Genomic DNA, 23001 nt, shown 5'->3' on the forward strand with positions numbered 1-23001 from the left:
CTATTGGGCAGTAAATACCTTCGTTCATCCAGAAGATCAGCTTGCTACACTCGATGCGGGGACGACTAGTAGTGCGATATTGGTTTCCTAGAAACGCAATGCAATTCGCACTACTAGTCAGTCCCCGCCCTAGTAAAGAGCAAGCTGATGTCGCTTTGACAGGCTTTATGCGCGAACAGCGATCCACTGTTCAACAGGCAAGGGTTCATTTACTGTGGGAGCAGTTTACTACGTCCCATCAGGTGGTCAAATTTGGGCGGATAAACGGTTTGATGTTTGCTTACAAGCACTGCACGGGTATCTGCACGATTTTATCCGTCAGTAGTTCTACCCGTTTGCCCCGATTGATCACAATACCGTAGCGGCTATTGGTATCGGTCAAGAAGTTTTCTAAGCCGCGTAAGGCGCGTGGTTGAATGGTGGCGTTTAGTTTGACTTCCACCGGAATAGTGCCGAACTCACCTTCAATCACTAAATCGACTTCCGATTTATCAATGGTGCGGTAATAACTGAATTCCAGCCGTGTTGCCAAGGTCGCTTGTAGACCGCGAATCAATTCTTCGGTCACAAAACTTTCAAACGAAAATCCTGCGACGGGGTGTAATAAGAGTTGATCAAGGCTGTTGATTCTGAGCAGGTGGTGCAATAAGCCGGAATCGCGGAAAAACCCCTTATTTGCTTTTTGCACTTTTTTGAGCGGGTTGTTGGTATACGGTTCTAGGTTGCGCCACAGAAAGGTTTGGTGAACGATGTCTAAATAATCTTTGATCGTGGAAACGCTAACTTCCAAGACTCGTGCCATATCGCTCATATTGAGCTGATGCCCCGAATATTGCGCCAACAGCGTGAGAAAACGCCGGTAATTATGGATATTCAGGCGTGGAAACAAACCCCTGATGTCACGATTGAGGTAGTCGGCAATGTAGTTATCCATCCACTGCTTGTAAAAGGCGGGAATGGTGACGCTAAGTGTCAGCGGTTCGGGGTAGCCACCTTGCAGCCAAATCGCCATGCTTTGTTCGAGCGTTAGGGCAGGGGTAAGGGACTGGAAATCGTGTGGCTGGGTCTGCTCATTTATCAACAACTCATACAAACCCGACAAGGGCTTTGCGTAATGGGTGTGAACAAAAGTGCGGTGTCCTGTAGACTAAGATGGCACCCCCTAAAACCAGAGAAAAAGGACTTTCCCATGTTGACAGTTAGCTCCCGCGACCAAAAACTTTTAGAAGCCTTGAACCGCAACCCCGCATTAAAAGCTCGGATGGAAGGGCTAATCGAGGTGGTTGAAAATGCCGGTGATGACATTATCAAAGCAGCAGACGCCGAACAGCGGGTGATAGAAGAACTGCGCCAAATGGGAAATGATGCGATCACTGCATGGGCAAACAAACGTGTAGAAAAATGCACAGCCCCAGCCTGTGAAGAAGGCATTGGGAAGTATGTAAAGAGTGGAAAAAAAACTGTCATTGGCACACGACCTACGGAAAAATCCACATAAGCGAACCGGTCTACCGGATTCCCGGCAAGCGTGTCCGCCCCTTTAGCCAGAGTGCCGAGGTTGTTTGCCGAGGCTGTTCGCTCCCGCTGCAACGGGCGGTGACGGACTTTGGGGCGGACTGTTCATTTGCTCAAGTGCCTGATAAATTAGAAGAACATTACGGGATACGGCTGGCATCCAGCAGCATCCGACACATCACCGAAGGTCACGCCAAACGCATCCATGAATCCCAAGTGTTGATAAAAGACTATCCAAGCACGTTGGGAAAAGCCTATGTCATTGCCGAAATGGACGGCAGCATGATCCCCATCGTCGAGATTGACGAAACAGCCCCCGACAAGCGCAAAGGCAAAAAGGAAAGCTGGAAAGAAGCCCGCCTGTGTCTTGCCCACGCCAAAGGCAGTGCTACGCCAACGTTTGGCGCAATATTCGGTGGCACGGTAGAAGATGCTGGAAAAATCTTATTCGACACCGCCTGCCGTGCTGGATTTGGAAAAAGCACGTTCCTCCATGCGGTGGGTGATGGGGCAAGCTGGATCAACCGTCAAGTGGATGAACAATTTGGCACACAAGGACATTACCTGATTGATTTTTATCATGTTTGTGAATACCTATCAGCAGCATCCGCAAGCTGTTCATGCCTCAAGGACAAGGATAAATGGTTTGCCAAACAGAAAAAAGCCCTACAGGATGGTCAAGCTCAAGCGGTCATCGACACACTGAAACCTTTCCTCGAAGCAGAAACGGTAGAAGACAGTAACGCCCCAGTACGAGCTTGTCACCGTTATACCTTACAGCGTCAAGACCTGAACATTTTTAAAGGTTTGAAAATTTGTTGTCATCAACTGGGTCAGTTCTTTCTTGTGATCGGTATCCAGCTTGTCGAGACAGTTGGTGATGGCCGCCTTGAAAGCGGGAAACTTATCATAGTATTTCGAGTACAAGCATTTTTTCTTGACGAACTTCCACAACCGTTCAATCAGATTGAGGTTGGGTGAATAGGTCGGTAAAAATAATAGTTCAATATTGAGCCTTTTCGCACAGGCAAACACGGCTTCACAGCGTTGATACTTGGCATTATCCAAGACCAAAGTGATCGGTATTTTGAGTGCTAACGCTGCAATTTTTTCCAATAATTCACACACGCTGTTAGCGTTGATATAGGAGTCGTTAGTGATCGTGATGAGTTGTAGCGTTATCGCATTGAGTGCGCCCAATACGTTGTAGCGTTGTCGACCACAGGGGGCTTTGATGAATACGCGGGAAAATGACCACAAAAACCCCAGAAACGGTGCTAACACGAAGTGGGCGGCATCGACAAAAAAAGGGCGCGTTTGCCCTCCTTAGCCTCCTGAATGCGCGGTTTTAGTTCATTTTCCAGGAACTTTTCTTGTGCTTCCACATCAGCTTTGGCGGGTATCATCCCCACTTTATGGATGTCCATCCCTATTTTCTTCATAAAGACACGTACCCTGTCCTCACTGCGTTTGATGCCTGTCAGCTCCTCAATCTTAGCGGCTGCCGCCTTGCTGGTTGCGGGGGGATATTCACGAAAATAGGCTTCAATCTTGTCTTTATATGCCATCAAATCACTCTGTGGTTTATTGAATCGTATTTCTTTAAGAGCTTCTAAACCGTTAGGTTGTAGGTAGGCGTTTAGGTAGGCAAGCAGCGTGGCTTCTGTAATCCTTTCCAATCGTTTGATTTCCTTATGCGTCAACTGTTGGGATTTCAGGTACAGCACGGACATTTTCTTACGGACTCTGGGATGAGGATGGCGCTCCTTCCAGTAGAACAGCTCCGCTATCTCATCCTCAGTGAAAGTGATTTTTAATGTCATACATTACTCATGGCTGCTTTTGTTACCAGTCATCTAACCATATTTCCTTGATCAAAAAAAACTATTTTATGGCACGGACTGGTATACCTGAGCAACCGCATTGAGCAACTGGATTACCCGACAGCAAAATCCCTCGGATTGCCCGTGGGGTCGGGCGAAATAGAAAGTGCACACCGTTACATCATCCAGCAACGCTTAAAAAAATCGGGGGCATGGTGGAAAAGTGATAATGCGGCGGATATGTTGGCGTTGAGGGTCATGCGGGGAAACCAGCAATGGAAGCATTATTGGCGAAACACCGCTGAGGCGGCATGAGGTTTACCGCACTTTTGTTCACACCCTTGCGTAATATTCTGTTTGTTTGAACGGTGACATTTCCACTGTCGCAATCCGCCCCGCAAGACTTTCGGTGATACCTTTAACGATGGAGGGCGAGCTAGAACCTGTCAGCAAAAAACGTCCTTTGGTGTGGCGTTCGTTGTCGATAACGCCGCGTAAGACTTTGAACACATCGGGGTATTGTTGCGCCTCGTCAATGATTAGCTGTTGGCTGTTGAGCGCAAAAAAGCTGACGGGATCACGGCTGATTAGTTGGTAATCATCGGGGCTTTCTAAATCGTAATATTTCCAGTTGGGGCGTACTTGTTTGACCAGCGTGGATTTGCCGCACTGACGTGAGCCGATGAGGGCTACCACTGGGAACATTGCCAGTAGTTGTTCGATTTTTGTGTGGAGATGTCGGGGTTTATCCATGATATTTACATGTTACTCGTAAATATCATGGATTACAATGAAGCGCAGGGCGACCGCATATAAATTTGCATTGAAACAATGCAGTTAGCGACACTACCGGTTTTAGCCGTTACGGAAAACCATGATGAGTGCCAGTCTGATAGATCATTTTTCGCCATTGGAAGATCCCCGGATAGAGCGTAACAAACGCCACGCGCTGTTGGACATACTGGTACTGGTGGTCAGTGCGGTATGCAGTAATGCCAAAGGTTGGGAGGCGATAGAAGATTTTGGACACGCCAAACTGGATTGGCTGCGTCAGTACGTGCCGCTGGTGAATGGAGTTCCTTCCCACGACTGCATTGAATATGTAATGACCCGGCTGTCACCCGTCAAATTCCGGGAGTGCTTCATCAATTGGACGCAGGCGGTCAAACGTGAAGTTCAAGAGGTTATCGCAGTTGATGGCAAAACCGCCAGAGGTTCACGTGACCGTGCCAATGGCGGCAAGCCTTTGCACATGGTGACGGCTTGGGCGTGTGAAAACCGGCTGGTATTGGCACAAGAGGCAACCGATGAGAAATCCAATGAAATCACCGCCATCCCCAAGCTGCTTGAACTGCTGGAACTGAAAGGCTGCATTGTGACGCTGGACGCGATGGGCTGCCAACGCGCCATTGCCGAACAGATTAAGGAACAGCAAGGTGATTACGTGATGGGGCTGAAAGGCAACCAAAGCAACCTGCATGAAGCGGTGGACGATTACTTCACCACCGCACGGGAACACGCTTTCAATGCTGTCCCCCATTCTTACACCGAAGAACTTGACAAGGATCATGGCAGGTTGGAAATCCGCCGCTACTGGATCACCGAAGATCTCACCACCCTGCCCAACATTGAGGTGTGGACAGGGTTACGCAGCATCGGCATGGTAGAGCGGGAATGCACACAAGGCGACACGACGACGGTGGAACGGCGTTTCTTCATCGCCTCCATCCCCGCTGATGCCAAACTGTTCGCCAAGGCAGTCCGTGGGCATTGGGGGATTGAGAATACCCTGCACTGGCGGCTGGATGTGACCTTCTCAGAAGATGCCAGCCGTATCCGCAAGGGAAATGGCCCCGCCATGATGACCAGCATCCGCCATCTGTGCATCAACCTCTTTGAACGCGAAGGCTCCAAACTCAGTTTGCCCAAAAAGCAAAACAAAGCCGCGTGGAATGATACCTACCGCGCCAAGGTCTTATTTGATTGAGAATTTATATGCGGTTGCCCTGCAATGAAGCGTGTGCAGTCTTACTGCGCGAACGCCTGCTTCGCCGCCTGAACCGCCACACCACTATTAATCTGCGCATCCATCCCCGACAACACCGCATCCAACGCGCCCAAGCAATTCAGCACGTTTTTCTCATTGCTGGCAAAGCCCATCAAGCCGATGCGCCAGATTTTGCCCGCCAATGCGCCCAAGCCCGCGCCGATTTCCAGACTGTAATCGTTGAGCAACGCAGTACGCACCGCCGCTTCATCTATACCTTCAGGCAGCGTGACAGAGTTCAGTTGTGGCAAGCGGTAAGGCTCATCCACCACGAAACGCAAGCCCATCGCTTCGATACCGGCTTTCAAGGCTTGATGGTTACGTGCATGACGCGCCCATGAATTTTCCAAGCCCTCTTCCTGCAACATCACCAGCGATTCGTGCAGCGCGTACAGGGTGTTGACCGCAGCGGTGTGGTGGTAAGCGCGTTTGCCCGTGCCGCCCCAGTAAGCCATGACCAAATTCATGTCCATGAACCAGCTTTGCACCGGGGTTTTGCGGTTTTTAATGCGCTCAATCGCCCGTTCACCGAAGCTGACAGGGGAAATGCCGGGGACGCACGACAAGCATTTTTGCGTGCCGGAATAAATCGCGTCGATTTCCCACTCGTCCACTTTCAGCGGCGTGCCTGCCAATGAAGTCACCGCATCCACGATGGTCAAGCAACCGTAATCGTGCGCCAATTTCACCAACGTTTGCGCGTCGGATTGCGCACCCGTGGAGGTTTCCGCATGAACAAACGCGACGACTTTCGCATCAGGATTGGCTTTCAACGCCGCTTCGACCTTGTTCGGGTCAACCGGCTTGCCCCAGTCATCCATCACCATGATCGCGGTTGCGCCGCAACGCTCGACGTTTTCCTTCATGCGCCCGCCGAACACACCGTTTTGGCAAACGATGACCTTATCACCCGGCTCGACCAGATTCACAAAGCAAGTTTCCATGCCCGCCGAACCGGGTGCAGACACCGCCATTGTCAGCGCGTTTTTGGTTTGGAAAGCGTATTGCAGCATTGCTTTCACTTCGTCCATCATGCCCACGAACATCGGGTCAAGATGCCCCAACGTCGGGCGAGCCATTGCGCCCAATACACGCGGGCTAACGTCAGAAGGGCCAGGCCCCATGAGAGTGCGAACGGGCGGGTGGAAAGATTTCACAGTCATGCGTCTAAGTTCTCTACTGAATGAGGTAAAACCCCAATCATACTATGGAAAAATAACAGGGCAAATGTAGGGTAATCGTTTCATTAATGATTGAGCAAACCATACACCTCCGCCAATGCCTCATCCCCCCCCACATTGCCGGGGAAAATCACCACCGGCAATCGAGGAAAACGCGGATGATCATCCGGGCAAATCACCACCGAACACCCCGCCCGAATTTGCCCCAACACCCGTGCAGTACGCAACGCCAGCCCTTTGCTCAAGGTATCGTTCGAGGTAATCCCGCCCTTGCTGATTAAAAAGCCAATGTCCGCAGGCAAGTGTTGCACCAGTCGCACCAAAAACGCCGCCACCCGATCCCCAAACGCCAGCCGTTCGGCTTTGCTGGCAAACTGCTTTTCGCCACGACTGGTGTACAACACCACACCGCGATTTTGCTGATTCGCCGTCTGCAACTGCGTTTGCAAATCTGCAAACAAGGCCTCTTCATCCGCCACCAATTGCTCAAGGTCGATATGCAGCGGCAATACAGTGGTATGCGCCAGCAAATACTGCAATTGCAGGGTGGATTTGCCGACGTGTGATCCCATCAGCACCACGCCTGCTTTGCCATTGCGTACAAATTGCGCCATTGCTGCCGGAGCAACGGGTTGCGGGGGCAGGGCGGCAAACGCAGTCAGCAAACTTGCGGCACTGCGAAACAGAAACCGCTTGCCCGTCTGTGCCGCCGCCAACACTTGCTGCGCAAACTGATCCAAGTCGCTTTGCTGTTCCGCATCCACCACGCAACACACATTATCGTGTAACGCCTGCAAGCGTTCCCCCAATGCGCCGCGCACGTCTTGCAAACCGAAGCGTTGCACCGCACTGGCGGGAATGCGCCCACCCGTTTTTTCCGCGACATAATCCGGTAAAAAGGCGGTGCTGAACCCAAACACCGAATCCTTGGCAAACTCGGTGTCATGCACGGGGACAGGTTCGCCATCCACCAGCAAATAATGCGTGCCGTCGCGGGTAATGCGCCCGCCTTCAAAAAACGCAGGGACAAGGAAGTGCGCATCAAACGGCCCCAGTTCTGCCGCGATCACATCGGTTTCCACCGGATAATGCCCGCGCAAGGTCGAATCCGAACGGCTGACCACCACGGGTTGAATCGTCACACCCGCGTCCGCCGCTTGCGCCAAGGCTTCCCGCAGGTTGATGCAAATTTCCCGCGTCACGCTTGCTGCACTCGCTGCATCCATCCCGCGTGTATTGCTCAGCACGAAAAACAACGGCGCGTCATCGTGCAAGGCTTCCAGCAAAGTGGCGACATCCCAGCGGGTAAGTAGCAGGCAACTGTGTACCGTTTGCGAACCCGTCGGATCGTCGTCGATGGCAATGATTTTGGTGAGTGCGGTGTTATTCATGCGCCTCACCTACCATGCCGAGCGCACACGCGGTGAGCTTATCCGCCGTAATGCCGTTATAAGCCATGAGTTCGTTGGCACTGGCGGTGGTTTCGCCGCGTTGCCAGCCGAACAAATCGCGTTTCGGCGCACGGCTGCGTAACAACACGGATTCGAGCGCAATCGTGCCGCCGCCGCTGACTCCGATCAGTGCATCGCCATCAAACAGCCCGTGGAAATCGGTATCGCTCATGAATGCGCCATCCGCCTCGGAACTGTGTTGCCAAGCGACATCGGCAGCCCGGTACAAGCGGCGCGGATTGGCAACGCACACAATGCGTACCCGATAGCCCGCCGCTTCCAGCTTGTCTTTTGCTTCAAATACCGGCTGGTAAATCATGTCGCCCGTGACCGCAAACACGATGGTTTCCCAACTGCTGTCGCGTGATTCGTACAGCGTGACCGCACCTTGCTCAATCGCGGCGTTGGCTTGCGACGGTGTGGTGTACACCGTCAGCGGCGATTTGGAGGCAATAATGCTGATGTTTTTATTGACCTGTTGCACCGCCCAGCCGTAAGCCGCTTGGATCATATTCGCATCCGCCGGATACAGCAGGTAAACATTGCCGTTGCGCATTTGCCCGCCGATGTAGTTTTCGATTTCGGGGCGTTGGTGTGTCCAGCCGTTGCGCCCTTGCTCCAACGCACCAGCAGTGAACATCGACACCACCGCCGGAGTTTTGCGGCGCAATTCTGCCATTGCCTGCCCGACGGTTTGCACAATTGGCCAGCCGTTGATGGCGAAACTTTCATACGACAACCACAGCGAACGCCCGCCAAACAGCGCCAAGGCAGCGGCGAAACCGGCACAAGCGTCTTCGTTGAGCGGTTCGTACACTTGCCCCGTCGGGCTTTGGTTGTAGAGCGGGTCAACGGTCGGGTGGCGGATTTTCAAGACATCGTTGATGATTTTCATGTTCGAGGCTTCGTTGCCATCGGCATTGGTGACGACGAATAGCGGGTCACGCTTGCCCAGTTCCGCCACCATGTGCCCCATTGCGGTTGCGGGCACGGCTTTATCACCGACCGCGAAATCTTGCCGTGGCAAGTCGCTGGCATCAGGTAGGGCGCGTTCAAATTCGGTCACGACCGTGCGGCTGGCAGAACCGCCACCGGCGCGTTGCAGGGTGGTGCGTACCAATTCCCATGCAGCGGGGGTGAGTGCGCCTTTTTCCAAGGCGGCGGCAATCGCGGGTTTCTGCACCGTGTCACCGGGGTAAAGGTTGTGCGATTTTGCGCCGTGGATGTGAATCCCTGAACCTTTGATTTGCTTGATAATCAGCACCGACATTGTGCCACTCATCGCGCTATCAGCGGCGGCTTTTGCGCCTTCCAAGACCGCACGGGTGAAGGCAGTCCGCGCCGCATCGCTGAACAGGGTGCTATCCACATACGCGCCTTCCTGCCCTGCGTCGTCGAAATCTTTCGCGTCGATCAGCACTACGTTGCCGAAATCGTGCGCTTTCCAGTAATCCCGCATTTGCGCATTACTCATCAGTGACACCATCGAATGGTGTTCCTGACTGAAGCCGTTCCACACCAAGACCGGCAAGAAATTGGTCACATCGGGGTAGCTGGTGTGGAAGTGCTTGAATGCCGACAAAATGTACGGTTCACCCAAACCGCCGTCGCCGATGGTGCAGGGGAACAGCTTGTCGCGGTTCAAATACGCGCCCGCCATCGCAAAATGTTGCCCTTGACCCAAAGGGCCAGCGGGAGCGAGCAAGCCCGGAATCGCGCCGGATAAATGCCCCAACAAGCCGTCACGTTCGCGGAAACGGGCTTGCAAATCGTTCATGGTGTGAATGCCCATGTCTTCCAGCGAGCCGTCGAGGAACATCGCGCTGTAGAAACCAGGCGCGTGATGCCCCACTTCCGTGACGATATTGGTATGCCCCAACAGCACCAACGCCGCGTAAGCATCGGCAGAACTGGCAAAGCCGCCGGGATGCCCGGATTCTTTCGAGGCGCACAATTGCAGCGTGGTATAGCGCAAGGCATCAACGATTAAGCGGCATTGGTAAACGGCTTGGTCGTTGATTTCGGTGATCGCGGTTTGATCCGCCGCAATCGCGGAACTCGCGCCGAATTGCGTGAACGCGCTGGATGGTGCGCCGAAATGCAAGATGCCTTCGCAGAAAGTGGGTGCAGTCATGGTCGTGTCTCCTTGAATGTGTTGCTATGCGCTAACCATAAGCCTCTATGTTATTTATCGCAATACGGTATAGTTTCCACATTGTGGGAAACTGTTCTATACTGTTGCCATGAAAGCAGAAACCGACACCACCCGCATCCAAGTCATCGACCGCGCTGCTGCGCTGCTCGATGCCATCGCCCGTTACCCTGAACCTGTTAGCCTGAAAATCCTCAGTGCTGATACGGGTTTGCACACCTCTACTGCGCACCGCATCCTCAGTTCCCTGATCGACAATCGGTTTGTGGAACGTGATCCGGCGGGGCGTTACCGATTGGGGATTCACCTATTGCAATTGGGGGTACGTTTGCACAATAAGATCGACTTGCGTTCGGTGGCGCTGCCCTATATGGAAGCCTTGCGCGATCAATTGAACGAGTCGGTTAACCTCACGTTGCGCGAAGGTGACGTGGTGGTGTACATCGAAAAAGCCACGCCAAACCGCATGATGCATGTGCAACAAGTGGTCGGCAGCCGTGCGCCGTTGCACGTTACCGCCGTCGGCAAGCTGATGTTGGGGGTGGGCAGTGATGACGATATTCGCAGCTATGCGCAGCGCACCAATTTACCCGCGTATACCCGCAATACGCTTTCGACCTTGCCGCAATTGTTGGGTGTTTGCCAGCAAGCGGCGCAACAGGGCTATGCGCTGGATAATGAAGAAGCGGAAATCGGGGTGGGGTGTATTGGCGTGCTGATTTATGACAGCACGGGCAGGGCTGTGGCGGGGTTGTCGGTATCTGCCCCGATGGAACGGCGGCAGATGGCGTGGGTGGATGCGGTGCAGGCGGTGGGGAGGGCGATTTCAGCGCAGTTGGGGGGCGGGTAAACCCCTAATGCTGTGATCGCAGCGCTATTACTTGCTCTAAACTTAAGCTGGTAATACGGGCAACGTCTTCTTCTGGAATCACACCCAGCGTTAGCAATTGACGAGCAATCTCTTGCGCTTTTTTTAACTCGCCTTGTTCGATTCCTTGTTCAAGACCCGCTCTTACTCCCCAGCGGTAGGAGGCAAATTTTGTTACATCGACTTCAGTTAACATTTTTTCAGCCTCTTCTAAATAAGGTTGTAGATCACGGTTTTCAGCCAAGGTTTCGAGCATTTCAAAGTAATGGCGGAAACCGCTTTCGTCTTCGCCCATCAGCTCGCGTAGGCGTAGCACGATGTAATTGACCATTTCTTGTTCGGGGCGACCTTTGAAATCGCATAAAATGGCGAGAATCAGCGCGTCCGGTGTGTCTTGCGTGAGTAATAAACTGCAATCCACGGTGTGCATATCCAGCAGTTCATAACGGTAGGTGAAAGCGCGTGCCTGAAAATGATCGGGCATGGTGAGGCGCTCTTTGCCTATGTAAATTAAGTGCTGGTGTACACTTTCCTGTGGGTGAGCGAGCTGAATATCGGTAAAATAACGCAACATGCGTAAAGGCATCGCCGTGTCATTTTGGTTTTGAATTTCGATATGCAAGATAAACGGTGTATCGTCGGCTTTGCTGCGCATCCGCGCCACTAGGTCGGCACGGCGCTGTTCGACGCGCTGCTGTTCGGTATCCAGTAGCTCCACATCTTGCGCATCTACATTCAAATTGAGCAATAGATTGGCAATATCGGCAGCTAAATGACCCAGTACGGATTTGCTGATGATGTCTTTATTTCCCATACAGGGGATTATAGCAATGAAGTGAGGGTAGAGGTAGCAAAGACCTAAAGATGATCGTTTCAAGATTGCCTAAATTCTGGTATTAATCTGTCAGGGATTTTAAGCAGGGGAATTGCACGGGTTATGTCTCAGCCAATCAGGGTTTTTATCAGTTATAGTCATGACGATGACGCGCACCGTGAGTTTGTATTGCGTCTGGCAAACCGTTTGCGGGCGGAAGGTGTTGAAAGCTGGATTGATCAGTATGTTCCCGGTTTTCCTCCCCAAGGCTGGCAGCGTTGGATGGAAAATGAAATCGAGCAAGCCAATTTTGTTCTGCTGATTTGTACACCCTTATATTTGAAACGTTTTAGGGGTGAAGACTTTGACGGTGGGCGTGGCGTCAATTTTGAGAGCGTTATCGTTTCTCAGATGCTTTACAGCGACCGTTACCACAATACCAAATTTATCCCTGTATTGCCTGAACAAGGTGCAATCGAACACGTTCCTACAGCCTTACAAATCTACAATACCTATTGGTTGCATGATGCTGGGTATCAGGCTTTATACCGTCTGTTGACAAGGCAACCAGCAGTTACACCACCACCCGCTGGCGAGCGTATTCAACTGCCTGAAAAAACGGTCGCGGTTTTGCCAAGCCTGAGTGTTGAAACCGCTTACCTGCAAAGTCTGTTGCAACACAGTGAGATTCTGTTTGCCGACAAGACCTATACGGCATTATCCGGGCAATTCCAACAAGATCGCTCACTGATCCCCAGTACGTGTATGCCGGGTGTGAACAAAAGTGCGGTAAACCTCATGCCGCCTCAGCGGTGTTTCGCCAATAATGCTTCCATTGCTGGTTTCCCCGCATGACCCTCAACGCCAACATATCCGCCGCATTATCACTTTTCCACCATGCCCCCGATTTTTTTAAGCGTTGCTGGATGATGTAACGGTGTGCACTTTCTATTTCGCCCGACCCCACGGGCAATCCGAGGGATTTTGCTGTCGGGTAATCCAGTTGCTCAATGCGGTTGCTCAGGTAACGGTGACAAGCTCGTACTGGGGCGTTACTGTCTTCTACCGTTTCTGCTTCGAGGAAAGGTTTCAGTGTGTCGATGACCGCTTGAGCTTGACCATCCTGTAGGGCTTTTTTCTGTTTGGCAAACCATTTATCCTTGTCCTTGAGGCATGAACAGCTTGCGGATGCTGCTGATAGGTATTCACAAACATGATAAAAATCAATCAGGTAATGTCCTTGTGTGCCAAATTGTTCATCCACTTGACGGTTGATCCAGCTTGCCCCATCACCCACCGCATGGAGGAACGTGCTTTTTCCAAATCCAGCACGGCAGGCGGTGTCGAATAAGATTTTTCCAGCATCTTCTACCGTGCCACCGAATATTGCGCCAAACGTTGGCGTAGCACTGCCTTTGGCGTGGGCAAGACACAGGCGGGCTTCTTTCCAGCTTTCCTTTTTGCCTTTGCGCTTGTCGGGGGCTGTTTCGTCAATCTCGACGATGGGGATCATGCTGCCGTCCATTTCGGCAATGACATAGGCTTTTCCCAACGTGCTTGGATATACCTTACAGCGTCAAGACCTGAACATTTTTAAAGGTTTGAAAATTTGTTGTCATCAACTGGGTCAGTTCTTTCTTGTGATCGGTATCCAGCTTGTCGAGACAGTTGGTGATGGCCGCCTTGAAAGCGGGAAACTTATCATAGTATTTCGAGTACAAGCATTTTTTCTTGACGAACTTCCACAACCGTTCAATCAGATTGAGGTTGGGTGAATAGGTCGGTAAAAATAATAGTTCAATATTGAGCCTTTTCGCACAGGCAAACACGGCTTCACAGCGTTGATACTTGGCATTATCCAAGACCAAAGTGATCGGTATTTTGAGTGCTAACGCTGCAATTTTTTCCAATAATTCACACACGCTGTTAGCGTTGATATAGGAGTCGTTAGTGATCGTGATGAGTTGTAGCGTTATCGCATTGAGTGCGCCCAATACGTTGTAGCGTTGTCGACCACAGGGGGCTTTGATGAATACGCGGGAAAATGACCACAAAAACCCCAGAAACGGTGCTAACACGAAGTGGGCGGCATCGACAAAAAAAGGGCGCGTTTGCCCTCCTTAGCCTCCTGAATGCGCGGTTTTAGTTCATTTTCCAGGAACTTTTCTTGTGCTTCCACATCAGCTTTGGCGGGTATCATCCCCACTTTATGGATGTCCATCCCTATTTTCTTCATAAAGACACGTACCCTGTCCTCACTGCGTTTGATGCCTGTCAGCTCCTCAATCTTAGCGGCTGCCGCCTTGCTGGTTGCGGGGGGATATTCACGAAAATAGGCTTCAATCTTGTCTTTATATGCCATCAAATCACTCTGTGGTTTATTGAATCGTATTTCTTTAAGAGCTTCTAAACCGTTAGGTTGTAGGTAGGCGTTTAGGTAGGCAAGCAGCGTGGCTTCTGTAATCCTTTCCAATCGTTTGATTTCCTTATGCGTCAACTGTTGGGATTTCAGGTACAGCACGGACATTTTCTTACGGACTCTGGGATGAGGATGGCGCTCCTTCCAGTAGAACAGCTCCGCTATCTCATCCTCAGTGAAAGTGATTTTTAATGTCATACATTACTCATGGCTGCTTTTGTTACCAGTCATCTAACCATATTTCCCTGATCAAAAAAACTATTTTATGGCACGGACTGGTATAGTCTTTTATCAACACTTGGGATTCATGGATGCGTTTGGCGTGACCTTCGGTGATGTGTCGGATGCTGCTGGATGCCAGCCGTATCCCGTAATGTTCTTCTAATTTATCAGGCACTTGAGCAAATGAACAGTCCGCCCCAAAGTCCGTCACCGCCCGTTGCAGCGGGAGCGAACAGCCTCGGCAAACAACCTCGGCACTCTGGCTAAAGGGGCGGACACGCTTGCCGGGAATCCGGTAGACCGGTTCGCTTATGTGGATTTTTCCGTAGGTCGTGTGCCAATGACAGTTTTTTTTCCACTCTTTACATACTTCCCAATGCCTTCTTCACAGGCTGGGGCTGTGCATTTTTCTACACGTTTGTTTGCCCATGCAGTGATCGCATCATTTCCCATTTGGCGCAGTTCTTCTATCACCCGCTGTTCGGCGTCTGCTGCTTTGATAATGTCATCACCGGCATTTTCAACCACCTCGATTAGCCCTTCCATCCGAGCTTTTAATGCGGGGTTGCGGTTCAAGGCTTCTAAAAGTTTTTGGTCGCGGGAGCTAACTGTCAACATGGGAAAGTCCTTTTTCTCTGGTTTTAGGGGATGCCATCTTAGTCTACAGGACACCGCACTTTTGTTCACACCCGTGTATGCCTGCCAGCTTTCTGTTTGAAGAATTCTCCGGTAAGGGCAGTGGCTTGCGTGATTGCCGCAGTGAACCGGAAAAACACGATGACTTGTTGAGGGCATTTACCAAATATGAGCGTCTAGTCCTGTTGGGCGAGCCGGGTACGGGTAAGACCTTTTCCTTGTGGCGTATTGCTGCTGAACAGGCGCGTAAAACATTGGCTGAACCAACTGGCTTATTGCCGGTAATTATCCCGCTCAACCGTTGGACAGATGAAACCCAGAGCTTGCAGGATTTTGTGCTGAAACAAATGGGCGGTTTGGCTGGGCGTTTTGATGAACTCCGCCGTACCAAGCGTTTATTGCCACTTTTGGATGCCTTGAATGAAATTCCGTTTGACCAACGCACCACCAAACTGAAGCAGGTTAAGGCGTTCGTTAACCAGCCTGATTTCAAACATTTGCTGCTAACCTGTCGTAAACGTGACTACGTGGACAAGCTGGAACAGGATATGGACAGGCTGACGATAGAGCCGCTTGACCCGCCACGTATCCATCGGTTTCTGCACAATTACTTTGCCTATTTTGAGCAACAGCGCCCCGGTGAGTTTGAGACTGACATGGCAGAGAAGCTGTTTTGGCAGTTGGCGGGTGGTGAGCCAGTGAAACAAACGTGGGAACGTTGGCAGCAACAGGGGAAAGGTACCCACTGGCATGATTTCTGGGAGATGAAAGCAATCCCGGAAGATTGGGCGAGTGAAACACGCTGGTCGGATCGGTATAGAAAGCAGCAACTGGATGACCCGCGTAGCTTGTTGAAACTGGCAGCAAACCCTTACTTGTTGTTCCTGATCACCACCCTCTATGCCCGTTATCGAGAATTGCCCCGCAGCCGTATTGATTTGTTTGGGCGGTTTGTCAAAGTGTTGCTTGAGCGCGAGGAAGTTGAGAAGGCTAAATGCCGCGAATACATCCCCAAGCGTGAGGAAATGCTTCAGGAACTGAAACAGCTTGCTTGGCAATTGCAAAGCCGTACTGGGGATTTGAAGGAGGCACGTACTGTTCTGCAACGTGTCGAAGCGGTGCAGACTATGTCTGAACCACGCTTGGAATTTGCGGCTGCTGCCAGTCTTTTGGAGTTGACCCATAATGCGGTGCGTTTTTCTCACCAGTTACTACAGGAGTTTTTCACTGCCCAGCGTTTTAAAGAGGAGCGTGAGGCGGGGCGGAAAGCCTGTGAAATCTGGTCTGCTGATAGTTGGTGGGAGCCAAAAGGTTGGGAAGAAGCGGCAAGATTGGCGGCGGAATACGAAGCTGCCCCTGTGTCTTTTTTGCAATGGCTGGCGCTGGCAAACCCCAAGTTGGCAGCGGAAATTGCCCGCGATCAGCAACTGCCTGATGCATTGAGTGGATTCCGTGATCAATGGCAACGTGCTATCACTGACATTAAGCAATATCCGAATCACCATGAACGTCATGCGATCAGTACGGCTTTGGCATGGTTGGATTGGGATAATCGCCCCGGTGTTGGTTTGAATGTACGGGGTTTGCCTGATATTGATTGGGTAGAAATTCCCGCAGGCGAATTCACCTATCAGGATGGCGAACATTTGTCTTTGCCGACCTACAAAATGAGCCGCTACCCGGTCACAAACGCCCAGTTTCAGGTATTTGTGGCGGATGGTGGTTACGAAAATGATGAATGGTGGGAAGGGCTGCAAAAACCGGATTCTTTGCCAAATCATAGCTGGACAGAAGGAAACCGTCCGGTGGAGCGTGTTGACTGGTATGAATCCATCGCCTTCTGCCGCTGGTTATCTGCCAAAACTAATCAAGAAATCCGTTTGCCTACAGAACAGGAATGGGAAAAAGCCGCACGGGGTACGGATGGTCGGGAATACCCGTGGGGTAATGGCTACAAAACAGGTTATGCGAATATCAATGAAACTTTGGATAAAGTAGGTGAATACAACTTACAGGAAACTTCTGCTGTTGGTATTTACCCTCAAGGTCAGTCACCCTACGGTCTGATGGATATGTCCGGGAACGTCTGGGAATGGTGTCTCAACAAGTACGAAGAACCTTCAATGATTACCCCCGACCTTTCCGGCGGTGTTCGTGTGGTTCGGGGCGGCGCGTGGAGCTTCAATACAGGGAGTTGCCGCTCTTCTTTTCGCTATCTTAGGCATCCAGTCGATCGTTACTTCAGTCGGGGTTTTCGGTTGTTGTGTTGTTTTCCCCATTGATCACTGATTTACTGATCACTGAACCCCTGTCAGCCGCGTAGCGGCTGACGATTTTTTTTCACCACCTGAACTGCTTTAGCATGTGCTTTCTTAATCCCCATGAATCGGCATAACGGACGTGGCTGATCCAGCCCTGTACGCTGGCATCGAATTCAGCGAAGCTGATGTTGCCTTGTCGCCAATCAGTAAACCGTTCGCCCAATCGCCGCGAGGCTTCAACGACTTTGCGTGATTTCAAACGCCGATGCGTCGGGTAAACCACAAACCCTAACCACGGAATGCCCGCATCACACTGCATCACCTGCGCGGATTCTTCATGTACCCGCAGCCGCAATTGTGCCAGTCGATCCAGCACTTGAGCTTTCCACTCCCACAATTCCCGCTTGCTGTCAGAGAACAACGCAAAATCATCGACGTACCTCACATAGCCTTGGCACGACAAGCCGCGCTCTCAATGTGGCGGCAGAGAAAATCATAAAGAATTTGGTGATCCAGTGACGGGAAGTGTTTCACAATATCCAACCGCAGCACATAACGGTATTGTCGGCTAAACTGTTGGAAACGCTCCACCGCCCGGTGTGTGCCTTTGCCCACCCGGTTGGCGTAGCTGTCGGGGATAAAGCGCCGCTCAAAAAATGGCTCGATCACATTGCACAAGGCGTGATGTACCACCCGGTCACGGAACGGTGCGGCACTGATCTTGCGCCGTTTGGGTTCGTGGATGTAAAAGTGGGTGTATGCGCCGGGTTGGTACGTGCCGCTTAACAAATCTGCTTTCAGTGCCAGCAGCTTGTCAGCTACCTGATGCTCAAACGTTGCCACCGCTTGAGTGCTACGCTTGCCCCGCGCTGCCTGCTGCCACGCTTGCAGCAGGTTTTCCCACTGGACGATTTCCGCAAAGCGGATAGAGGATGCTGGTATGAGTGATGACATGGTAATCCTGACCAAAACCTTCAATATGCTCGAATGGTTGCTACCCAAAGCCGAACGCTTCCCGCGAGTGTACCGTTTCACCGTCACCCAGCGGATGATGGATGCCGCGCTCGACTTTCAGGATACCCTGTTCGCCGCCCAAAGCAGCCGTGGGCAAAATCGTATCGACCAACTCCAGCAATGCGATGCTGCCCTCAACCGTTTGCGCCTTTACCTGCGGCTGGCTTTCGATTGGCAATGGCTCAACAGCGGGCAATACGAACATATCAGCACAATGGTTGCCGAACTGGGGCGTTTGCTCGGCGGCTGGATGAAACAGGCAGGAAAAAGGTGAGGCATTCCGGGAACGAATCCAAGGAATGCCCCGTTTCAGTATGCGCCTGACAGCGTGCAAGCCTGTGCAGACCGGACAAACCCGCGCCATTTATCAACCTTCCAGCGCATTCCGCCAACCGTAATCAGCGCAACCTGTCAATCTGAAAAGCTGGGGAAATGTGGAAAACAACACAACAACCGAAAACCCTGATTGTTGTTACGATTGTCTGGATGCCTATGATTGCGAAAAGAAGAGCGGCAATTCTCTGTATTGTTGTTCCACGCGCCGCCCCGAACCACACGAACACCGCCATTTTACCGGGTTGCCCGACCCCGAAGGGTAATAGGAGTGTAGCAAAAGTACCGCTTCTTTGTAGGAGCCAGCCCTGCTGGCGATTCTTTCTCTTGAGATCCTGACAAATACAAGACTTATTACCCGCACCTTAAATTAATAACGCCAAAAACAGAAGAGCATTAATAAAGTGCCGCACACTCTTTCTCCATCCCCTCATCCACCGCCACCGCGTGCAAATGGCAGCCAAAATGCTTGGCACGTTCCATCACTTGCACTGCCCAATGGTGATGCGTCGCGGGTTCGCACATCGCGCCTTCAAACTGGAACACCGCAGGCATGGCATCATCCAAAATCCGCAACGCTGCTTCGTAATCACGGCTATCCACTTTCAACGCCTGATGGATCACCGCAATCTGGCTGGGGTGAATCACGGTTTTGCCCACCAAGCCGTGCAGCAAATCACGCTGGAATTCGGCTTGCAAGATGGTGTGATCTTGAAAATATTCAAACACGGGCGCGGTCAAGTGAAAACCTGCCGGAACAAAATGCGTCACCAGCATCGCCACCACATACCCCAACGGGCCATCGTACAACGTGTGTGCATGGTGAGTACGCAAGCGCAAGCACGACAGCAAATCGTTACCGCCAATCCGCAACGCCAATATCCGCGATTTAATTCCATCATCTTGCAAGCGCTCGCACAATTCGCGCACTGCCATCGCATCCAATACTTGCGCGGTTTCCAGCGTGGGCATAAACAGCAAATGCGCGGGTGCGGCTTGCACCACTGTATACCACGCCGCAAACGACTGGTTATCAAACTTGGGCAGCACGAAGCCGTCAATGCACTCAATGCCTTGCATCGCCAATAATTGATGCGCCATCTGCGGATGACGGGGACGAATAAATACCAGCGGTACGCCGCGCTCTTGCCCGCGCAGTTCGTGCAAACAGTGTTGCAAATTGCGTAAGCTGGCAGCGACTTCATCCTCACGCACTGCGTCTTCGAGGCAAATCACCATCGAGCGTAGATCAGGGATTTTCTGCCGTAAAATCACCTCCAGCAAATCGGGACGTGTTGCTGGCATGTATAAGGTTGCGCCTAACTGATAAGGGGAAATTCGTGTGGTCATGTGGTTTTCTTGATTATGGTTATCGCACGGTATGGCGCAAGCCCATCCCCAACCGCTTGCAGGGGAATCCCCCGCGCTTCGGCAAGATGGCGTAATAAGCGGATATTCGGGTCATCGAGGCGCTGCACCAGAATGTGTTCTGGCACGCGCCGCATGACCGCACGGGTGGCTTCCGCAATCCCCGGTTTCAAGCGGTTAAGGTTGGTAATATCATAAGTCTCAACCAGTTGTGCAATCGTAGCTTGTGATTGCACCAGCAACGTATGGCGGAATGTATCCGCCCAATCCGCCGCAGTGACACCCTGTTGACGACGACGGCAAGCATCCACGGTATCGACGAACCACTGGCTAACATCGTATTCCGCCAAATGCGCGTAATTGACGCAAGCGTGCCAGCCGCCATCCTCACGTAAAATCGAGCGCGACACCAAGCCGGAAACGGTCGAGCCTAAAACGCCAAACGGAATCAGCCAATCTTCGCCGGATGCTGACAGCCATGCTTTGCCGGTCGGGTCAGCCAAGACCACCAAGGGAATGTCGCCATCAGGGTAACGTTTCCCCAGCGAACGTTGCAATTCGCCATGAATCGCCCCTTTGCCGACCCAGCCATCCACCCACACCAGATCAGCGAACGCATGGCGTTGCTCAATCCAAGCCACCGCCGCTTGGTCGATGCCTTTGTCCCGCACAATGCTGATGCCGTAATGCTCACTTTCTACCCCCAACTCACGCAAGGCACGCACCAGCAATACGCCCAACGGCACACCCGCCCGCACGAAACTGACCAGCACAATCGGGCGGTTTGGGCGACGTTGCAGCAAGGCCAGTGCCAAGGCTTGCACTTCGCGGGCAAGGCGTTCTAGCCCATCGTCCAGTGCTTGCTGGAACAAGGTTTGATGCGCGGCGGAGGGCGGTGATTCCAGCGTCAGCATTTCGGAATAATGGCGTTGCCCGCTTTGAATCAGGCGTTCCTTTTCCTCCACCGGCGTGGTTTCCATGACGATTTGCCGCAACAAAAACGTGACATCGCTGGCAGCATACGAGCCGTGAAAACCGTGGGTTGCGCTCATGGTAACTGCCTGCAAATTTGTGTGTTCGGCGGGAACGCAGCGAAGTCACACAAGCGCATAAAGCCCAAATCGGACACGCTATCACCCATGCCGAATACTGGAGTACGCCCGTGTTCAGCCGTATGCCGCCGCAGAATTTCTGCCGCCGCTGCGCGTTTATTGACGAAATCGGGCAGCAGTGCGAGGTTGTTGCCATTCATGTGGGTGTAGAAGCCTTGCAAGTTAAGGGTTTCACGTAAGTTGTGCAGCAGTTGCTGGAGGTCTGCGGTGCTGGCGGTATTGCTCTTGATCACCAGATACGCAGCGGTGTCTTCTACCGATTCCAACCAGCCGCGTAAAGATAACCCCAGCGTTTCACCGATTTGCAGCGCGGTTGCCAGCATTTCTGGTAAGCGTTCCTGGTAAGCGGCAAGCTGCGGTTGGATGTGCGAATGCCAGTCGGGGTCAAGCGTGCCATCCGCTTGCAGAATCGCTGCGCCGTGAACGCATACCGCACCGTGTTGGAAGGGCAGGTGGACACGTTTAAAGGAGGCAATTCCCCGCGCCGTCACCGGAATCACGGTCATGCAGTCCAGCGCCCAGTGGATGAAATCCTGTTGCCAGGGGTGCATAAAGCTCCCGCTGTCGCTGGTTTTGCCTTGCGCGGCGGGGATTTTATCCGCATTCGCTGGCATTTTGCGGGCAGTCTGGAACAGCGTGTCATCCAAATCGGTGAGTAATAAGGGCTTCACGGGTAGAACTCCAAACAGGTGGGGTTCAAGGCGGTGATCAGCTCTTTATCCAGCAAATGTGCGGGTGGTTCGCTGCACAGCAGAATACGGTCGTAATTTTCAGGCACGACGTTGTAGAGGAAGTTGGGGATGCCTTGCCCGTAATTGTCGTGCAAGCAATAGCGGTGCTGGATGCTGTGACCTAAGGCAATCGGCGAGCGGGTGGTGGCGCTGAAATGCACGGTTGCGCCTTGCTGTTCGAGGTATTCCGCCAGCAGGTACGGAGGCCAAACAAATTCGCCTGTGCCGAGGACGAGGATGCGTTCGCCGGGCGTGACATTTATGTTGAAGGTAGAAACCCGATGTTTACGCACGCCCAACCGTCCCCAATCATTGGCAGGATTAGCGTGCCATTCGCCCGTACCCAAAACATCGACTTGCGGCATTTCGGGTGGGGGCGCGTCATTGGCTTGCCAGTTCCAATGCCCAGACAGCAGTGAAACGGCAATAGCGCGTTCTCCCAGACGTTCGGCGGCAGCACCGCCCGACCAGTCGGTAAGAGTCGCAGCAACGATGTGTTCAAACTGATCCAGCCCGGCGCGTTGCAAGGCTTCCAGCAAATTGGCGAACGTTTTGCCGGTGGAGGCTTCGTCATCGACCAACACTAAAGTACGTGCTGTGCGCAGCAATTCGACATCGGCGGCGTGTTGCGGCAGGTGTAGCACTTGTTGGGTGGCGTGGCTGTGTTCTTCGCGGAATTCGACCAGAATCGGCAAGTCCAGCGGGTGGCGCGTGGTGCAAAGGTAGAGCGTGTCGTCACGGCTGCGGCTGAGGGCTTGTTGAACCCCTGCGCCCATAGCAATCGCGGTTTCTGCCATGCCAATGACCACGACCGGCCCCGGCAAATCAGCGGGGATTTGCGCGGCAAGGGTATCTGTGGCCTTGCGCATGACCGCTGGCGAGACCGGAATGTGCCTGCCCAACACTTTGGATACAAACAAAAAAGCGCGTTTCGGGTTGCGACGTTGCGCAAAGCCGAAGAGTTCATCCGGCGAGTGCGTGCCAGATTCGATGGTCAGGTTGAGCGTGCCCTGTTCGAGAGCGACATTGATTTGCATGAACAATCCATTGGTGG

General features: G+C 52.3%; 21 protein-coding genes and 4 pseudogenes. 8 read left to right on the plus strand and 17 right to left on the minus strand.

The window, feature by feature from the left end:
- Positions 1-280 precede the first annotated feature (280 nt).
- Positions 281-1012 (minus strand): DUF4143 domain-containing protein, encoded by a 732-nt coding sequence (locus QJT81_10730; protein ID WGZ96405.1) that lies wholly within the window; start codon positions 1010-1012, stop codon positions 281-283.
- Positions 1013-1189: 177 nt separating this feature from the next.
- On the opposite strand from QJT81_10730, the gene QJT81_10735 reads away from it, so the two are divergent.
- Together QJT81_10735 and QJT81_10740 are read left to right on the plus strand one after the other, a co-directional pair.
- Positions 1190-1498, plus strand: coding sequence for a hypothetical protein (locus QJT81_10735; protein WGZ96406.1), 309 nt, complete (start codon positions 1190-1192; stop codon positions 1496-1498).
- 299 nt (positions 1499-1797) lie between these two features.
- Positions 1798-2277, plus strand: a pseudogene (locus QJT81_10740) (UPF0236 family protein).
- Between the two features lie 12 nt (positions 2278-2289).
- Here QJT81_10740 and QJT81_10745 read toward each other — a convergent pair.
- Positions 2290-3338: pseudogene (locus tag QJT81_10745) on the minus strand (IS630 family transposase).
- Positions 3339-3422: 84 nt separating this feature from the next.
- On the opposite strand from QJT81_10745, the pseudogene QJT81_10750 reads away from it, so the two are divergent.
- Positions 3423-3653: pseudogene (locus QJT81_10750) on the plus strand (ISKra4 family transposase).
- An 18-nt stretch (positions 3654-3671) separates the two neighbouring features.
- On the opposite strand, the gene QJT81_10755 reads toward QJT81_10750, so the two are convergent.
- Entirely contained in the window at positions 3672-4091 is a 420-nt protein-coding gene (locus tag QJT81_10755; GenBank protein ID WGZ96407.1) for an AAA family ATPase, read from the minus strand.
- Between the two features lie 124 nt (positions 4092-4215).
- On the opposite strand from QJT81_10755, the gene QJT81_10760 reads away from it, so the two are divergent.
- Entirely contained in the window at positions 4216-5325 is a 1110-nt protein-coding gene (locus tag QJT81_10760; protein WGZ96408.1) for an ISAs1 family transposase, read from the plus strand.
- Positions 5326-5366: 41 nt separating this feature from the next.
- Here the strand turns inward: QJT81_10760 and QJT81_10765 are convergent, their stop codons facing one another.
- From QJT81_10765 to QJT81_10775, 3 genes are all read right to left on the minus strand, one after another.
- Entirely contained in the window at positions 5367-6548 is a 1182-nt protein-coding gene (locus QJT81_10765) for an alanine--glyoxylate aminotransferase family protein (GenBank protein ID WGZ96409.1), read from the minus strand.
- 83 nt (positions 6549-6631) lie between these two features.
- Positions 6632-7957, minus strand: coding sequence for a four-carbon acid sugar kinase family protein (locus QJT81_10770; GenBank protein WGZ96410.1), 1326 nt, complete (start codon positions 7955-7957; stop codon positions 6632-6634).
- Positions 7950-10151: a hypothetical protein gene (locus QJT81_10775; GenBank protein WGZ96411.1), complete on the minus strand. Its 2202-nt coding sequence runs from the start codon at positions 10149-10151 to the stop codon at positions 7950-7952. Before QJT81_10775 ends, QJT81_10770 begins: the two co-directional genes overlap by 8 nt.
- A 109-nt stretch (positions 10152-10260) precedes the next feature.
- Between QJT81_10775 and QJT81_10780 the strand changes: the two genes are divergently transcribed.
- The gene (locus QJT81_10780) at positions 10261-11019 is read left to right on the plus strand and encodes an IclR family transcriptional regulator (GenBank protein ID WGZ96412.1); all 759 of its coding nucleotides are present in this window, start codon (positions 10261-10263) and stop codon (positions 11017-11019) included.
- Positions 11020-11023: 4 nt separating this feature from the next.
- On the opposite strand, the gene QJT81_10785 is transcribed toward QJT81_10780, so the two are convergent.
- Positions 11024-11851, minus strand: coding sequence for a hypothetical protein (locus QJT81_10785; GenBank protein WGZ96413.1), 828 nt, complete (start codon positions 11849-11851; stop codon positions 11024-11026).
- A gap of 123 nt (positions 11852-11974) precedes the next feature.
- On the opposite strand from QJT81_10785, the gene QJT81_10790 reads away from it, so the two are divergent.
- Positions 11975-12706 (plus strand): toll/interleukin-1 receptor domain-containing protein, encoded by a 732-nt coding sequence (locus QJT81_10790; GenBank protein WGZ96414.1) that lies wholly within the window; start codon positions 11975-11977, stop codon positions 12704-12706.
- On the opposite strand, the gene QJT81_10795 is transcribed toward QJT81_10790, so the two are convergent.
- The 4 genes and pseudogenes from QJT81_10795 to QJT81_10810 all read right to left on the minus strand — a co-directional run bounded on the left by QJT81_10795 (position 12648) and on the right by QJT81_10810 (position 15110).
- Positions 12648-13403, minus strand: coding sequence for a UPF0236 family protein (locus QJT81_10795; GenBank protein WGZ96415.1), 756 nt, complete (start codon positions 13401-13403; stop codon positions 12648-12650). The two genes, QJT81_10790 and QJT81_10795, sit on opposite strands and share 59 nt — an antisense overlap.
- A gap of 16 nt (positions 13404-13419) precedes the next feature.
- Positions 13420-14468 (minus strand): annotated as a pseudogene (locus QJT81_10800) (IS630 family transposase).
- Between the two features lie 22 nt (positions 14469-14490).
- Positions 14491-14667 (minus strand): hypothetical protein, encoded by a 177-nt coding sequence (locus QJT81_10805; GenBank protein ID WGZ96416.1) that lies wholly within the window; start codon positions 14665-14667, stop codon positions 14491-14493.
- 134 nt (positions 14668-14801) lie between these two features.
- A complete protein-coding gene (locus QJT81_10810; GenBank protein WGZ96417.1) occupies positions 14802-15110 on the minus strand; it encodes a hypothetical protein in 309 nt (102 codons plus the stop codon).
- Positions 15111-15187: 77 nt separating this feature from the next.
- Between QJT81_10810 and QJT81_10815 the strand changes: the two genes are divergently transcribed.
- Positions 15188-17410, plus strand: coding sequence for an SUMF1/EgtB/PvdO family nonheme iron enzyme (locus tag QJT81_10815; protein WGZ96418.1), 2223 nt, complete (start codon positions 15188-15190; stop codon positions 17408-17410).
- 58 nt (positions 17411-17468) lie between these two features.
- On the opposite strand, the gene QJT81_10820 is transcribed toward QJT81_10815, so the two are convergent.
- Together QJT81_10820 and QJT81_10825 are read right to left on the minus strand one after the other, a co-directional pair.
- A complete protein-coding gene (locus QJT81_10820) occupies positions 17469-17852 on the minus strand; it encodes a hypothetical protein (protein WGZ96419.1) in 384 nt (127 codons plus the stop codon).
- Positions 17831-18343 carry a reverse transcriptase domain-containing protein gene (locus QJT81_10825; protein ID WGZ96420.1) on the minus strand — a complete coding sequence of 171 codons (513 nt, stop codon included), beginning with the start codon at positions 18341-18343 and terminating at the stop codon, positions 17831-17833. Before QJT81_10825 ends, QJT81_10820 begins: the two co-directional genes overlap by 22 nt.
- Between QJT81_10825 and avd the strand changes: the two genes are divergently transcribed.
- Positions 18330-18677, plus strand: coding sequence for a diversity-generating retroelement protein Avd (avd, locus tag QJT81_10830; GenBank protein WGZ96421.1), 348 nt, complete (start codon positions 18330-18332; stop codon positions 18675-18677). The genes QJT81_10825 and avd overlap by 14 nt on opposite strands.
- 455 nt (positions 18678-19132) lie before the next feature.
- On the opposite strand, the gene QJT81_10835 is transcribed toward avd, so the two are convergent.
- The 4 genes from QJT81_10835 to QJT81_10850 are packed head-to-tail and all read right to left on the minus strand — an operon-like array spanning position 19133 to position 22984.
- Complete coding sequence (locus tag QJT81_10835) at positions 19133-20086, minus strand: HpcH/HpaI aldolase/citrate lyase family protein (GenBank protein WGZ96422.1); 954 nt, start codon at positions 20084-20086, stop codon at positions 19133-19135.
- Positions 20083-21156 carry a cysteine protease StiP family protein gene (locus tag QJT81_10840; protein ID WGZ96423.1) on the minus strand — a complete coding sequence of 358 codons (1074 nt, stop codon included), beginning with the start codon at positions 21154-21156 and terminating at the stop codon, positions 20083-20085. Before QJT81_10840 ends, QJT81_10835 begins: the two co-directional genes overlap by 4 nt.
- On the minus strand, positions 21153-21887 hold the full coding sequence (locus QJT81_10845) for a hypothetical protein (GenBank protein WGZ96424.1): 735 nt from the start codon (positions 21885-21887) through the stop codon (positions 21153-21155). Before QJT81_10845 ends, QJT81_10840 begins: the two co-directional genes overlap by 4 nt.
- Positions 21884-22984, minus strand: coding sequence for a phosphoribosyltransferase domain-containing protein (locus tag QJT81_10850; protein ID WGZ96425.1), 1101 nt, complete (start codon positions 22982-22984; stop codon positions 21884-21886). The genes QJT81_10845 and QJT81_10850 overlap by 4 nt, the downstream gene beginning before the upstream one ends.
- Positions 22985-23001: the final 17 nt, after the last annotated feature.

Source organism: Candidatus Thiothrix putei, assembly GCA_029972225.1.
Classification (GTDB): domain Bacteria; phylum Pseudomonadota; class Gammaproteobacteria; order Thiotrichales; family Thiotrichaceae; genus Thiothrix; species Thiothrix putei.

Bases quoted from the DNA above. Each gene is read 5' to 3' on its own strand.
- QJT81_10835 (WGZ96422.1), bottom strand. From the start codon at position 20,086: ATGACCACACGAATTTCCCCTTATCAGTTAGGCGCAACCTTATACATG.
- QJT81_10810 (WGZ96417.1), bottom strand. From the start codon at position 15,110: ATGTTGACAGTTAGCTCCCGCGACCAAAAACTTTTAGAAGCCTTGAAC.
- QJT81_10850 (WGZ96425.1), bottom strand. From the start codon at position 22,984: ATGCAAATCAATGTCGCTCTCGAACAGGGCACGCTCAACCTGACCATC.
- QJT81_10730 (WGZ96405.1), bottom strand. From the start codon at position 1,012: ATGGCGATTTGGCTGCAAGGTGGCTACCCCGAACCGCTGACACTTAGC.
- QJT81_10815 (WGZ96418.1), top strand. From the start codon at position 15,188: ATGCCTGCCAGCTTTCTGTTTGAAGAATTCTCCGGTAAGGGCAGTGGC.
- QJT81_10825 (WGZ96420.1), bottom strand. From the start codon at position 18,343: ATGTCATCACTCATACCAGCATCCTCTATCCGCTTTGCGGAAATCGTC.
- QJT81_10755 (WGZ96407.1), bottom strand. From the start codon at position 4,091: ATGGATAAACCCCGACATCTCCACACAAAAATCGAACAACTACTGGCA.
- QJT81_10765 (WGZ96409.1), bottom strand. From the start codon at position 6,548: ATGACTGTGAAATCTTTCCACCCGCCCGTTCGCACTCTCATGGGGCCT.
- QJT81_10785 (WGZ96413.1), bottom strand. From the start codon at position 11,851: ATGGGAAATAAAGACATCATCAGCAAATCCGTACTGGGTCATTTAGCT.
- QJT81_10735 (WGZ96406.1), top strand. From the start codon at position 1,190: ATGTTGACAGTTAGCTCCCGCGACCAAAAACTTTTAGAAGCCTTGAAC.
- avd (WGZ96421.1), top strand. From the start codon at position 18,330: ATGAGTGATGACATGGTAATCCTGACCAAAACCTTCAATATGCTCGAA.
- QJT81_10770 (WGZ96410.1), bottom strand. From the start codon at position 7,957: ATGAATAACACCGCACTCACCAAAATCATTGCCATCGACGACGATCCG.
- QJT81_10790 (WGZ96414.1), top strand. From the start codon at position 11,975: ATGTCTCAGCCAATCAGGGTTTTTATCAGTTATAGTCATGACGATGAC.
- QJT81_10780 (WGZ96412.1), top strand. From the start codon at position 10,261: ATGAAAGCAGAAACCGACACCACCCGCATCCAAGTCATCGACCGCGCT.
- QJT81_10760 (WGZ96408.1), top strand. From the start codon at position 4,216: ATGAGTGCCAGTCTGATAGATCATTTTTCGCCATTGGAAGATCCCCGG.
- QJT81_10775 (WGZ96411.1), bottom strand. From the start codon at position 10,151: ATGACTGCACCCACTTTCTGCGAAGGCATCTTGCATTTCGGCGCACCA.
- QJT81_10840 (WGZ96423.1), bottom strand. From the start codon at position 21,156: ATGAGCGCAACCCACGGTTTTCACGGCTCGTATGCTGCCAGCGATGTC.